The sequence below is a fragment of the Qipengyuania aquimaris genome (assembly GCF_020171965.1).
In the GTDB taxonomy this organism is placed as follows: Bacteria; Pseudomonadota; Alphaproteobacteria; order Sphingomonadales; family Sphingomonadaceae; genus Qipengyuania; species Qipengyuania aquimaris_A.
The window spans coordinates 373,189-386,783 of record NZ_JAIUZK010000001.1; the positions used below are offsets into that span (position 1 = coordinate 373,189).

Here is a 13,595-nt window from a genome sequence, read left to right on the forward strand (position 1 = left end):
TGCGTGGGCCTAGGCGCTGATCGCGCCGCTCACAACCCGCCTACCCTGCCTTGCGCACGAAAACGGTGCCGGCAGAGTACCCTGCGCCGAAGCTGCAGATCAGGCCCGTATCGCCCTCTTTCAGGTCTTCGCTGTGAAGGTGGAAGGCGATGATCGAGCCGGCACTGGACGTATTGCCATAGGTGTCGAGCACGGTTGGGCTTTCGTCCTCGTTCGCTTCGTGGCCGAGGACCCGATGCGCAATAAGGCGATTCATTCCCGTATTCGCCTGGTGCAGCCACAGGCGGCGCAGCGCTGTCGGATCGATATCAAGCCGCCCTGCTTCGTCGACGATCATTTGCGCGACCATCGGCACGACTTCCTTAAAGACCTTGCGGCCTTCCTGGACGAACAATTTGTCCGGCCCGCCTGCATCTTCGGGGTAGGCGCGGTTGAGGAAGCCGAAATTGTTGCGAATGTTGTTCGAGAACACCGTTTTCAGCTTGGTGCCCAGGATATCCCAGTGCTGCGCAGGAGCGATGGCTGCATCTTCGACCAGCACAGCCGTGGCGACATCGCCGAAGATGAAGTGGCTGTCGCGATCGCGCCAGTTGAGGTGGCCGCTGGTGATTTCCGGGCTGACGACGAGCACGCTCTTGGCGTTTCCGGCGCGAATGTAATCGGCAGCGGTCTGGATGCCGAAGGTCGCCGAAGAACACGCGACATTCATATCGAAGCCGAACCCGTCGATGCCCAGCGCCTGCTGGATCTCGATCGCCATTGCCGGATAGGGCCGTTCCATATTCGAGGCTGCGCAAAGAACCGCGTCGACATCCTCGGGCTTGCGCCCTGCCCGCTCGAGCGCGTCGCGAGCCGCCTTGACGCCGATTTCAGCGAGGATAGACAATTCGTCGTTGGAACGCTGAGGCCAGCGCGGCGCCATCACATCGGGATCGAGAACCGGCTCTTTCGCCATCACATGGCGCGCCTTGATGCCGCTGGCCTTTTCGATGAATTCGACCGAACTTTCGGTCAACGGCTCCATTTCACCCGAGGCGATCGCGTCGGCGTTCGCTTCGTTGTGGCGGCGCACATACTCGTTGAAGCTGGCGACCAGCTCTTCGTTGGTGATGCTTTCGGCGGGGGTGAACAATCCGGTCGAGGAAATGACGGGTCGACCGGTCATCTGGATATGCTGAGTCATGCCCGCGTGCCTAGGCGCGGCCAAGCTGGCTCGCAAGAGAGTAGCGGCGGGCAAAGAGATCGCTTGGCGACATCGCTAGACCTGTATAGCAATCACGGGTGGCTTTTCGATGCAATCGGAGGGGAAGGGGGAAATATTTGGTCCGCGCACTTTTAATAATCATCGCTTTCGTTTCGGCTCATCCTGCGATGGCCGGAATGAACGACATCGAATTATATCGCGCGGTTGTGGATGAGGTTGCGAATGGCAGCTCATATTATGAGACCTCGAACCGCCTCCACCGCGAAAACGATTTTCCCACGCACCCTTTCGTTACTGTCAGGTCGCCCGTTCTAGCGCATTTTATTGCACTGGTTGGCCACCAAATTGCTTATCTGGCCCTCCTTGCGATCTTCAATGCCGCCGTAATCGCATGGTTTATCAGATTGAAGGGACTGTCATTAGCAGAACGCGCTGTTTTTGTGACACTACTCGCGCTGGGCATCAATCTGTCGATTGGCGGCAGTTCCATTTACGTCCACGAAAATTGGGCTAGCGCACTGATTTGTCTCGGCTTGGCAGTTGGCGATGACAAATGGTTTTTGCGGCTGGCGATAATGACGTTGGCGGCAATTATCCGAGAACTCGCCTTTCCCATTCTGATGCTTCTGCTGATTTTCAAACCGCAGCGGGCTTTTACGCTCGCAGCAATAGTCGCAGTGATCGCCTTCTACTCCTTCCACGCATGGCAGGTGAGCCTGCAACCGCCGGGTGTGGATTCGCAAGGTTGGGATGCGATGAGAGGGCCTTCCGGCTTCGTTTCCGACGCCGTCACATTGAGCATGCTGACCGTCGCACCCTGGATTGGATGGCCCTGGATTACAGCCTCGTTCGCGGGATGGGCGGTTTATGCTCGTCGGGACGTCCTGCCGATCCTTTGGTTCATCGGCGTGCTGGGCGCGATCTCGCTCTTCGCACGCGAGGATAATCTCTTTTGGGTTTTGATGGCCCTCCCCCTTCTCCTCGCAGGCCCAGCCTTCCTCATAGGATATCTCGTGAGATACTTCGCGTCGCGCAAGGCAGACAAGCAAATCGGCGTTGCTTGACGGGATTGTTGGCCTGGCGCTGATGATTGGCGGGGAGCCGGTGGTGGACAGGGCTGGATTCGAACCAGCGTACGCTTGCGCGGGCAGATTTACAGTCTGCTGCCTTTAACCACTCGGCCACCTGTCCACACGGGCTCGCCTGTTCTCTTCTCAGAGATATAACGCCGGAAACCCCTTGGGGTCCCCTGCCGAGAGGCGCCCCTTTGGCGAAGCGACGCTTGCCTGTCAATGCCCTCACTGGCAGGAGCGCAGCCCAAGCCGAAATACAGGATGGAAAAGATGGCAAAGGGCGAACGCAAACGCGCATTGAGAGGTCGTGCCGGCCGCATGAAGGGTGGTCGAGGAAGTGGCAGGGCCAGTGCCGGTCACGTCCGCCTGTGGGGCCGCCACGCAGTCGAGGCCGCATTGAAAAATCCCGACCGCGTCCACCGCAAGCTGTGGGCAACACGCGAGGGGATCGAATCGCTCGACGGGGAATTGCCGCCGGACTTTCCGGTAGAGTTTGCCGATGTACAGGATTTGGCCCGGCTTGTCGCAAAGGATGCGCCGCACCAAGGGCTGGTTCTCGAATGTGCCGCGCTGGAAGACAAATTTCTCGACGAAGTGCTCGACGGCGATCCCGCCCGGCCGATCGTCCTGCTCGACCAGGTAACCGATCCGCACAATGTGGGCGCCATCATGCGCTCCGCCAAGGCATTTGGCGCATCGGCGATTGTAACCCAGGACCGCCATGCCCCGCCCGAAGGCGGCGTCATCGGCAAGACCGCATCCGGCGCGCTGGAAACGCTGCCGTGGATCAGGGTCGTAAACCTGGCCCGTGCGCTCGATGAGATCGCCGAGGCCGGATACTGGCGTATTGGCCTGACCGGCCACGCGGAGGCCACCCTGGCAGAGGCCCTGCCCGCCGGGCCGGTTGCGATCGTGCTTGGGGCCGAGGGCGAAGGGATGCGGCAAAATATCGAAGGCCACTGCGATGCTCTCGCCAAACTGCCGATCTCTTCGGAAATCGAAAGCCTTAACGTTTCCAATGCAGCTGCTGTGGCATTGTATGCCGTAGCAACGCGCAACTGACGAACCGACGAACTCGACCGGGGGAATTTCATGACTAAACCGATTCGCACAGCCGCTCTTTTAGCGGCCAGCTCGCTAGCACTGAGCGGCTGCCTGTTGTCGCCAGGCACTTTCGCCAGCGAAATGCAGCTGATGAAGGACGGCACCTTCGCATACAGCTACGACGGCGAAATCCAGATGCTGGCGCTGAGCAAGCTCGCCGAGATGGGCGCCAAGTCCGAAGATAAGTTCGAGGCGGAATGCTGGGATGATGATAATTACGAAACACGCGAGTGCACGCTGGACGAGGTGAGCGAGCAGCGCGCCGAATGGCAGGCCGGGGCGAGCGAGCGCCGCGCTGAGGCCGAACGCAAGGCGGAGCAGGCGAAACAAATGCTCGGCGGCTTCGACCCTTCCGATCCCGAAGCAGCGCAGAAGCTTGCCGACCAGCTGTCACGGCAGCGCGGTTGGGAAGCGGTCGAATACAAGGGCGATGGCATTTTCGACGTCGACTTCAGCGTATCTGGCCGCATGACCCACGACTTCGCCTTTCCGATGGTTGAGAAGATGCCCATGGCGAACATGTTCGTCACCATGATGCTGCGTGACGGCAATCAGGTGCGGGTCGATGCGCCGGGCTTTGCGTCGCAGGGCGGCGGCAATCCGATGCAGGGCATGATGACAGGGATTATGGGGCTGGCCACGCTCGGCCAGTCGAACGAGGATGGCGAGGACGGCGAGATGCCGAACATCCTCATGCCGAACGGCACCTTCACCATTGTCACCGATGGACGCATCCTTGCCAACAATACCGACGAAGGTCCCGTCGAGACCGCTCGCGGCCAGACGCTGGCCTGGGAGATTAACCAGCGCACCGAACAGGCGCCGACCGCGCTCATCGCCTTCGACTGAGCCCGCGGGGGCTCAAGGCCAAAGAAAAACGCCGCAGCCACGCATCAAGCGGGCTGCGGCGTTTTCTTTTCCATGACTGCCAGCCGCACGAGTACGGCGCAGTGACGGAGCGGTCTTAGTTAACCGCGTCCTTGAGACCCTTGCCGGCCTTGAACTTCGGCTGGTTGGAAGCCTTGATCGTCATCGGTTCGCCGGTGCGGGGGTTGCGACCGGTCGATGCCTTGCGCTTGGCGACCGAGAACGTGCCGAAGCCGACCAGGCGGACTTCGTCACCGTTCGAGAGCGATTTGGTGATCGCGTCGAAAACGCCTTCGACGGCGCCTGCTGCGTCGCTCTTCGAAAGGCCGCTCGAATCGGCAACCGCGCTGATCAGGTCGTTCTTGTTCATTTTGATGGAAACCCCCTCATTTGGTGTTTTGAAATAATGCCGGTGAATCACGTCACCGAAGGCGAGCGAATTGAGAGGCTTTTGGTCGCGCTGTCAAAGGCAAAATCCGCGAAAAAGCGTCGATTTCGCGCTACGAATTCGATTTCTGCGACGAACCGTTGACTGGAGGTGTCCCACAACGGGAAAGACGCCCGAACCGAGGTCCGGGCGCCTTCACGATTCGCTGCAGTGCAACGTATCTTTTGTTAGTGTGCCGTAGGGGCCGCGGGGCCTGCAGCGCCCGGATGGACAGGCTGGCTGGCAAGGTCGTCAGCCTCGGTCCATTCGATCGGCGCCGGGATCGCCGTGAGAGCATGTTCAAGCACTTCGTCGACGTGGCTGACCGCGACGATCTCCAGCCCTTCTTTCACGTTGTCGGGAATCTCGGCGAGATCCTTTACGTTCTCTTCCGGGATCAGCACCTTCTTGATGCCGCCGCGCAATGCAGCGAGCAGCTTTTCCTTGAGGCCGCCGATCGCCAGCACCCGGCCGCGCAACGTCACCTCACCGGTCATCGCAACGTCCGCACGCACCGGAACGCCCGACAAGGTAGATACGATCGACGTCACCATGCCGACACCCGCACTCGGCCCGTCCTTGGGCACGGCGCCTTCGGGAAGGTGGATGTGGATGTTCTTACGCTGGAAGATGCTCGGTTTGATGCCATAGGCAGGTGCCCGCGCCTTCACGAAGCTGAAGGCGGCGGCGACGCTTTCGTTCATCACTTCGCCCAGCTTACCGGTGGTCTTGATCTCGCCCTTACCCGGCGTCGTCACGCTTTCGATGGTCAGCAATTCGCCGCCCACCTCGGTCCATGCGAGACCGGTGACGGCGCCCACCTGGGGTTCGTCTTCGCTCATGCCGTGCTTGAACTTGCGCACGCCTGCGAATTCGCTGAGGTTTTCCGGCGTGATCGTGATTTCGGTCGCTTTCCCCTCGAGGATCTTGCGCAGGCTCTTGCGTGCCAGCCTCGCCAGCTCACGCTCAAGCGTACGCACACCAGCCTCGCGGGTGTAATAGCGGATGAGATCGCGCAGCGCCTCTTCGGTCAGCTCGAATTCTTCGGGCTTCAGGCCATGGTCCTTCACCTGCTTTGGCAAGAGGTGGCGCGATGCGATTTCGACCTTCTCGTCCTCGGTATAGCCTTCCAGCCGGATGATCTCCATGCGATCGAGCAGCGGCTGCGGCAGGTTGAGGCTGTTCGCGGTGGTCACGAACATGATGTCCGAAAGGTCGAGATCGAGTTCGAGGTAATGGTCCTGGAACTTGTTGTTCTGTTCGGGGTCCAGCACTTCGAGCAGGGCCGAGGCGGGATCGCCGCGGAAATCCTGTCCGAGCTTGTCGATCTCGTCGAGCAGGAAGAGCGGGTTGCTCTTGCCGGCCTTCTTGAGGTTGGTGACGATCTTGCCCGGCAAGGAGCCGATGTACGTCCGCCGGTGACCGCGGATTTCCGCCTCGTCGCGCACGCCGCCAAGTGACTGGCGCACGAATTCGCGGCCGGTCGCTTTCGCGATCGACTTGCCGAGGCTGGTCTTGCCGACGCCGGGAGGGCCGACGAGGCAAAGAATCGGGCCTTTCAGCTTGTTGGTGCGTGCCTGCACGGCAAGGTATTCGATGATCCGGTCCTTGACCTTCTCAAGGCCATAGTGATCCGCATCCAGAATTTCCTGCGCCTTGCCGATGTCCTTCTTGACCTTGCTCTTCTTGCCCCACGGGAGGCCGAGCAGGACGTCGAGATAATTGCGAATGACGGTCGCCTCGGCGCTCATCGGCTGCATGGCCTTGAGCTTCTTTAGCTCGGCCTCGGCCTTGGCCCTGGCTTCCTTCGACAGCTTGGTCTTGCCGATCTTCTCGGTCAGTTCGGCAATCTCGTTGCCGCCGTCTTCGTCGTCACCGCCCAGCTCGTTCTGGATCGCCTTGAGCTGCTCGTTGAGATAATATTCGCGCTGGGTCTTCTCCATCTGGCGCTTCACGCGGCCACGGATGCGGCGTTCCACCTGAAGGACGGACAGTTCGCCTTCCATGAAGGACATGACCATTTCCAGCCGCTTGAGCGGATCGGGTTCGATCAGCAGCGATTGCTTGTCCGACACCTTGGCATTGATCGCCGCGGCAATCGTATCCGCCAGTTCGCCAGCATCGTCGATTTCGCGAAGCTGTTCGGCAGCGTCTTCGCCGACTTTCTTGTTGAGTTTGGCGTATTCGCCGAACTGGTCGACGACCTGGCGCATCATGGCCGTAACTTCGCTGCCTGCAGCGGTCGGCTCCTCGATAATCGAGACATCGGCGACGACATGCTCGCCCTCAGGACGAAGCGCCTCGAGCTTGGCGCGTTCCTGGCCTTCGACCAGCACGCGCACGGTGCCGTCAGGCAGTTTCAGCAGCTGGAGGACCTGCGCCACGACACCGAGGTCGTAAAGGTCGCTGCCCTCGGGGTCGTCACAGCCCGGATCGAGCTGCGAGAGGAGGAAGATGTCCTTCGATCCTTCCATCGCTACTTCGAGCGCGGCGACCGATTTGTCGCGGCCCACGAACAGCGGAACGACCATGCCGGGAAAGACGACGATGTCGCGCAGGGGAAGAAGGGGGAAACTCTCAGTCATATTCATGCGTCCGTTTGCGGTCCGTGAGGTTGGTGGGACCGTCCTTGACCCTGAATATGGGTGCGCCCCCCACGCTTCGCAACGTGGAGGGCGCAACATCTTGGGGATTGGGCGATGCTCGCCGCGCCCGGCTTACATTCCGGGGAGATTGAAGCCCGGCGGAAGTCCCATACCGCCCTGGATCTTCTGCATTTCCTCAGCCGACTTGCGGTCTGCCTTGTCGCGCGCGTCGTTGAAGGCGGCGGCCACGAGGTCTTCGACCATCTGCTTCTCTTCCGGCTTCATCAGGCTGTCGTCGATCTCGACACCGATAATGCGGCCACGCGCGGAGGCGCGGACCTTCACGAGGCCGCCGCCGGCGGTACCTTCGACTTCGATCGTGTCGAGCTTGGCCTGCGCCTCGCCCATTTGCGTCTGGATCGTCTCGGCGGCCTTCTGGGCTGCGGCGATCATTTCTTCCATCGATTTCATGCGTTTCGACTCCAGGGTATTTCGCGCCGTTGCGGGGGGAGCTCGGCGCCGTCTTCGATAAGTTCGGCATCGGGAAATGCCGCAAATGTGGCCTTCACCAGCGGATGTTCGCGTAGCTTGGCCTTGGCCTCCTCGCGCTCCGCTTTCTCGATTTCAACCAGCGATGGACGGGCCTTCGCCGGATCGCCGCTTTCCAACGTCCAGCGTTCACCGCTGATCGCATAGAGAGCATCCTTCAGCACCGGTTCGATGGCATCGCTGAACTTGTCGGAGCGATGATAGACCAACCTGCCCTGCTCCACCAGGATCGGGCGTACCTGCAGGCGCATAATGCTGGCGGCCTGCAAATGACCGGCATTGTCGACCTTGTCGACGAGCGTTTCCCAGTCGAGCGAAGCGGACGGGGCTCTAGCGCCGCCGGTGTCTTGAGTAGCGGCGGCAGGTGCCGGGCCGCGTTCGGCCAGTTCTTCCAGCTTTTTCGCCAGCTTCCCGGGATCGGGCAAGTTCGACGCGTGAAGCACGCGCAACAGAGCCATTCGGGCGGACACGAGTGGATCGGGTGCCTGCCGCACCTCGTCATGCCCCTTGAGCAACAGCTGCCAGAGGCGATGGACCTGACCGACTTCGAGCCGCTTCGCCCAGTCGTCCAGTTGCTCGCGCTCTTCGGCAGTCGGGGCGTCGGCCTCCCCGGCCACCTGTGCCAGCGCGATCCGGTGCGTAAGATCCATAAGCGCGCGCATCAGCGACAATGGCTCGACACCCAGTGCATACTGATCGTCGACGGCCTTCAGTGCAGCCTTGGAATCGCCGTCCAGCAGGTGGGCAAACAAGCGTCGCTGCGCTCCACGATCGGCAAGGCCAAGCATGTCGCGAACGCGTTCAGCAGAAACCTTTCCGCCCGTTTCCATGTCGGCATGGGCAATCGCCTGGTCGAGGATGGACAGGCCGTCACGCACCGATCCTTCGGCAGCGTTGGCGATGATGTGCAGCGCCTCGTCCTCGGCCTCGACCCCTTCCTTGCGGCAGATTTCCGCAAAGTGCGATTCGAGCAATTCGACCGGGATACGGCGCAAGTCGAAACGCTGCGTGCGGCTGAGGACCGTGACCGGCAGCTTGTCCACCTCGGTCGTGGCGAAGAGGAATTTCACATGCGCCGGCGGTTCTTCCAGCGTCTTGAGCAAGGCGTTGAACGCATTGCGCGACAGCATGTGAACTTCGTCGATGATGTAGATCTTGTAGCGCGCAGAAACGGCGGCATAGCGTACCGCTTCGATGATCTCGCGAACGTCGTCGACGCCGGTATGACTGGCGGCGTCCATTTCGATCACGTCGATATGCCGACCTTCGGCAATCGCAGTGCAAGGTTCGCAGACGCCGCAGGGGCTTATCGTCGGTCCACCCTCGCCATCCGGGCCGACACAATTGAGGGCCTTGGCGATCAGGCGCGCAGTCGAGGTCTTGCCCACCCCGCGCACGCCGGTCATCAGGAAGGCGTGGGCCAGCCGGTCGCGGGCGATGGCGTTGGCCAGCGTCCTGACCATCGCATCCTGGCCGATCAGTTCGGCAAAGGTCTGCGGACGGTATTTGCGTGCGAGCACACGGTAAGGCTGCGCGGCTTCCGGCGCAGCGACGGCAGGAGCCGGTGCCGCTTCGACCTGGGTAACCGAGGGCTGTTCAGGAGCCGGGGCAGGTTCGGGAGCGTCCCCGAACATCGAATTCTGGCCAGCAGCCTCGAGTTCGGCTGCGCTCGGCGCGTCCGCTTTTTCAGCCTCGGCTTCCCACGGAAGACCGTCAGTGTTGTCCGGTGAATCACCCATGCAGGATTAGGTAGGCGCACACGCGCCGAATGTCATGAAGGGTGTGGGAAAATAAAGGAGCCGAGCGACCCGTCGCAATTCACCTGGGCTGCTTCCTTCCGGACCTGACCCGGTGAGCGAACGCAAACGTCCACCCGACTCCCGGCGCGCCATATGGCGATGGTCGGAACGGAAATCAACCGGCGAAATCCTCGGACCGCAGGTCCGCAAGGGCAACCGCCCGTCCGAGCTTATGCGAGGAAGCCAAGCGAGCCGGACGGCTCGCGCCCGGCGCTTGAGGGCGTGACTTTACCGGAAATTATCGGCGTAGGCCTGCAGCTTCAGATTGTGCGGCGGCGTGGCGTGGACGCGGGCGGGAATGCCGTACTTTTCGGCATAGGCCTTCGCCTCGTCCTTGCTTGGGAACTTGAGCTGCACCTGCACCTGCGTGTCGCCGCTGCCCGTCCAGCCCATCAGGGGGTCGGCCTTGCGCGCTTCGGACTGTTCGAATTCGAGCACCCATTCGTCGGTGCGGGCCTTGCCGGATTGCATCGCGCTTTGCGGACGTTGGTAGATTCGTGCAGCCATAGTGGGCGCCCCATAATTCAACCTCCCGATTTATGGAAGGCGTTCTTGGTCTTCAAACTCGGCTTTTCGGTCCACGGTTCCTCGGGCCAGCGATGCTTGGGATAGCGACCCTTCATGTCCTTACGCACATCGTCCCAGCTACCGCGCCAGAATCCCGGCAGGTCGCGGGTCGACTGGATCGGGCGCCCGGCAGGGCTGGTAAGCTTCAGGAGAAGCGGCGTCTTGCCGATCATCGGATGCCGCTCTAGCCCGAACAATGCCTGTACGCGGACTTCCACGCTCGGCGCATCGTCGCCGGTGTAGTCGATCGGATGGGTGGTCCCGGCAGGCGAGGTAAATTCCCGCGGTGCCTCGCTATCCAGCCTTTGGCGTGCGTCCCAGTCGAGGAGACTGAGAAGCGCATCGACCAGCCGGCCTTTGGGCAAATCCAGATCGCGCCGGCCAGCCAGCAAGGGCACAAGCCATAAGTCCATGGTATCGCGCAAATTTTCGGGCTCAAACGCGTCGATGCCGACAAAGGCAGCCCGGGCAGCGAGCGCCTGCGGAACCAGCTTTGCCGGGTTCTCCAACGCTTTTTCCACAAGGCTGTCCACAATCGCCTGCTCGCTAGGGGAAGGGTCGGGACCGCTCGCCAGCGTGATTGCGCCGAGCCGCCGTTCGAGCCGCGCTTCGATACGATTCCCGCTCCACCGCAAGACCGACCGCCCTTCGATCCGACCACCCAGCCAGCGCTCGAGATCGCCTTCCTCGAGCGCAATTGCCGAGGTGATCCGGGCTGCCTTCGCTTGCCCCTGCGCATCGCCGATAACGAGATAGGACGATCGGGCCAGCGACGACGTCGGATCCAGGGAAAAGCCCCTGCCCCCTGCGGATATCCAGCTCTCTCCACTCGTATCGCGTCGTTTGGCGATGAATTCGGGCCTCCCTGCTGCGAGCATGATGGCGGCGGGTGGCTCTTCACCCCTTACATGCTCCACTAGGTCCTTCGCCTGAGCTGCCCAACGCTTTGCCAATTTCCGGCTCGCTTCTGCCCGCTGGCCGCGATCGCCGTCCCAACGTTGCAGGCGCGCTTCCAAATCCTCTCCGCGACCGCCCAGCGCCCTTTCCTGCAGCAGCAGGGCCAGCTTGGCGGCACGTTCCGCCGCCCCGTGTTCCGCTCCGAACAGGACCATCGCAGCCGATGCCGGGTCCATCGGTAGCCGCGCAAGCTTCTCACCGTCTGGCGTAATGCGCCCTTCCCCATCGAGCGCGCCGAGCGCCTGCAAGGTAGTGAGCGCTGCAGCAACCGAGGGGGCGGAAGGCTTGTCGAGCCACTGCAGCTCGGCCGGCTCGTTCGTGCCCCATTTCGCAAGTGTCAGGACCAGCGGCGCGAGGTCGGCCGTCTCCATCTCGGGAGGATCGAATGCGGGGCGTCCGGCATGGCCGCCCTCCTCCCATAGGCGATAGGCAACTCCCGGGCCCTGCCTCGCCGCGCGCCCTGCCCGCTGCGCCGCAGCCGCCTGGCTCGCGCGGTGGGTCACCAGATGCGTGGTGCCAGCCGCACGGTCGAATTCCGCGCGGCGCGATAGCCCGGCATCGACGACTATCGAAACTCCATCGAGCGTGAGCGAAGTTTCGGCAATCGCGGTGGCGAGCACGATACGCCGTCGCCCTTGCGGGTCGCGGCGGATCGCAGCGCGCTGTTCCGCGCCTTGCACCTGTCCGTGAAGCGGAAGGACCACGGCTTCGGGCAGTCGCGCTTCAACCCGCTCGCGCGTGCGCTCGATCTCACCCACGCCGGGAAGGAAAGCGAGGATATCCCCCTCCTCATCGCGCCATGCCTGCGCGATAGCCGACGTCATGGCGTCCTCCACCCGCATTTGCGGCGAAGACCCGAGCCATTCGATGCGCAAGGGGTGGGCGCGGCCTTCGCTTTCGATGACCGGCGTGTCCACGCCCAGCAAATCCGCGAACCGCGTGCCGTCGATGGTCGCCGACATGACAAGGACCCGTAGGTCGTCGCGCAGCACTGCGCGGCTTTCCAGTGCCAGGGCCAGGCCGAGGTCGCTGTCGAGATGACGCTCATGCGCCTCGTCGAACAGGACGGTCGAGACGCCCTCCAGTTCGGGATCCTGCACCAGCATATTCACAAAGATCGCTTCGGTAACGACCAGCACCCGCGTCTTCGGGCCCCGCTTGCTGTCGAGGCGGGTCAGGTAGCCGATCGTCTCGCCCGGCTTTTCGCCCAGCATCTCGGCCATGCGCTCGGCAGCAGCCCGAGCCGCAACGCGGCGCGGCGATGTGAGGATGACTGTGCCCGTGCACCAGTCCTCGGTAATCAGCGCAGGCGCAACGGCGGTCGTCTTACCTGCACCCGGAGGAGCGATGAGGACGGCGCCCGTGCCTACCCGCAGACTCTCCAGCAGGTCTGGCAGGACCGCACTGATTGGTAGCGCATCCGGCACCCGGACAGCACTTAGTGTCCGCGTGCGACCGCGAACAGTGCCGCCTGCGCCATGGCCTGCCGGGCCTTGCCATCGGGGAAGATCGAGAGCGCGTCGATAGCTCGCTGGGCGAAGTGGCGTGCACGTGCCTTCGTATCGGCAACGGCGTTGTACTTGCCGATCAGGCGGATCGCTTCGGCCAGGTCTTCGTCGCCTGAACGGAATCCGGCGATCGCCGATTTCCAGAAAGCGCGCTCTTCCTCGTTGCCGCGTGCATAGGCGAGAATGACCGGCAGGGTCATCTTGCCTTCGCGGAAATCATCGCCCTGGTCCTTGCCCATTTGCGCCGCGTCGGCATCGTAATCAAGCGCGTCGTCGACCAGCTGAAAGGCAACCCCGAGGTTGCGTCCGTATTCGTCGAGCGCCCGCTCTTCTTCCTCCCCGCACTCGGCGACAACAGCGGCAATTCGGCTCGCCGCGGCAAACAGGGCTGCGGTCTTGGCGCGGATGATATGGAGGTAGCGCTCCTCGCTCGTGTCGATCTTGCGCTGGGCGGTGAGCTGGTCGACCTCGCCTTCGGCGATGATCGCGCTGGCACCGGACAGGATCTTCAACACCTTCAGGCTGCCGTCCTCGGTCATAAGCTCGAACGAACGGCTGAAGAGGAAATCGCCGACCAGCACGGTCGCGGGATTGCCGTAGATGATATTGGCCGCCGCCTTGCCGCGCCTCAGGTCGCTGCCATCGACGACATCGTCATGCAGCAGCGTGGCGGTGTGGATGAACTCGACCGCCGCAGCGAGCTTGTAATGGCGGGTCCCGCTATACCCGACCAGCTCCGCCCCGGCGAGCGTCAGCATGGGCCGCAGCCGTTTGCCGCCGCCAGAGATAAGGTGCCCGGCCAGCGCAGGGATCAGCGGCACTTCGCTCTGCATCCGGTCGAGAATGACCTGATTGACCTGGTTCATGCCCGAGGCGGTAAGCGCGAGCATGGGATCGATCGAGGGCACGGGGCCCTTGCGCGGAAGGGATACGACGTCGGCTGTCATTGCAGCTT

At 62.4% G+C, this 13,595-nt stretch carries 11 protein-coding genes, 1 tRNA gene and 1 other RNA gene; 3 read left to right on the forward strand and 10 right to left on the reverse strand.

The window, feature by feature from the left end:
* Nucleotides 1-40: 40 nt before the first annotated feature.
* Nucleotides 41-1,183, reverse strand: coding sequence for a beta-ketoacyl-ACP synthase III (locus LCM24_RS01850; RefSeq protein ID WP_224802508.1), 1,143 nt, complete (start codon nt 1,181-1,183; stop codon nt 41-43).
* A 197-nt stretch (nt 1,184-1,380) separates the two neighbouring features.
* On the opposite strand from LCM24_RS01850, the gene LCM24_RS01855 reads away from it, so the two are divergent.
* Nucleotides 1,381-2,268, forward strand: coding sequence for a hypothetical protein (locus tag LCM24_RS01855; RefSeq protein WP_224802509.1), 888 nt, complete (start codon nt 1,381-1,383; stop codon nt 2,266-2,268).
* A gap of 41 nt (nt 2,269-2,309) precedes the next feature.
* On the opposite strand, the gene LCM24_RS01860 is transcribed toward LCM24_RS01855, so the two are convergent.
* Nucleotides 2,310-2,395, reverse strand: a tRNA-Tyr gene (locus tag LCM24_RS01860).
* 152 nt (nt 2,396-2,547) lie between these two features.
* On the opposite strand from LCM24_RS01860, the gene rlmB reads away from it, so the two are divergent.
* Together rlmB and LCM24_RS01870 are read left to right on the forward strand one after the other, a co-directional pair.
* A complete protein-coding gene (gene rlmB / locus LCM24_RS01865; RefSeq protein WP_224803441.1) occupies nt 2,548-3,339 on the forward strand; it encodes a 23S rRNA (guanosine(2251)-2'-O)-methyltransferase RlmB in 792 nt (263 codons plus the stop codon).
* Between the two features lie 30 nt (nt 3,340-3,369).
* Entirely contained in the window at nt 3,370-4,230 is an 861-nt protein-coding gene (locus tag LCM24_RS01870) for a hypothetical protein (RefSeq protein ID WP_224802510.1), read from the forward strand.
* A gap of 115 nt (nt 4,231-4,345) precedes the next feature.
* On the opposite strand, the gene LCM24_RS01875 is transcribed toward LCM24_RS01870, so the two are convergent.
* From LCM24_RS01875 to LCM24_RS01910, 8 genes are all read right to left on the reverse strand, one after another.
* Nucleotides 4,346-4,618, reverse strand: a complete 273-nt coding sequence (locus LCM24_RS01875) for an HU family DNA-binding protein (protein WP_090481341.1) — start codon at nt 4,616-4,618, stop codon at nt 4,346-4,348.
* A 245-nt stretch (nt 4,619-4,863) separates the two neighbouring features.
* The gene (lon, locus tag LCM24_RS01880) at nt 4,864-7,260 is read right to left on the reverse strand and encodes an endopeptidase La (RefSeq protein WP_224802511.1); all 2,397 of its coding nucleotides are present in this window, start codon (nt 7,258-7,260) and stop codon (nt 4,864-4,866) included.
* Between the two features lie 132 nt (nt 7,261-7,392).
* Nucleotides 7,393-7,731 carry a YbaB/EbfC family nucleoid-associated protein gene (locus LCM24_RS01885; protein WP_090481338.1) on the reverse strand — a complete coding sequence of 113 codons (339 nt, stop codon included), beginning with the start codon at nt 7,729-7,731 and terminating at the stop codon, nt 7,393-7,395.
* Complete coding sequence (locus LCM24_RS01890) at nt 7,728-9,548, reverse strand: DNA polymerase III subunit gamma/tau (RefSeq protein ID WP_224802512.1); 1,821 nt, start codon at nt 9,546-9,548, stop codon at nt 7,728-7,730. The genes LCM24_RS01885 and LCM24_RS01890 overlap by 4 nt, the downstream gene beginning before the upstream one ends.
* A 50-nt stretch (nt 9,549-9,598) precedes the next feature.
* Nucleotides 9,599-9,693: signal recognition particle sRNA small type (gene ffs / locus LCM24_RS01895), an RNA gene on the reverse strand.
* Between the two features lie 143 nt (nt 9,694-9,836).
* A complete protein-coding gene (locus LCM24_RS01900) occupies nt 9,837-10,115 on the reverse strand; it encodes an ETC complex I subunit (RefSeq protein WP_090481332.1) in 279 nt (92 codons plus the stop codon).
* Nucleotides 10,116-10,132: 17 nt separating this feature from the next.
* Nucleotides 10,133-12,559, reverse strand: coding sequence for an ATP-dependent helicase HrpB (gene hrpB / locus LCM24_RS01905; protein ID WP_224802513.1), 2,427 nt, complete (start codon nt 12,557-12,559; stop codon nt 10,133-10,135).
* 11 nt (nt 12,560-12,570) lie between these two features.
* Nucleotides 12,571-13,587 carry a polyprenyl synthetase family protein gene (locus LCM24_RS01910; RefSeq protein ID WP_224802514.1) on the reverse strand — a complete coding sequence of 339 codons (1,017 nt, stop codon included), beginning with the start codon at nt 13,585-13,587 and terminating at the stop codon, nt 12,571-12,573.
* Between the last annotated feature and the right edge of the window lie 8 nt (nt 13,588-13,595).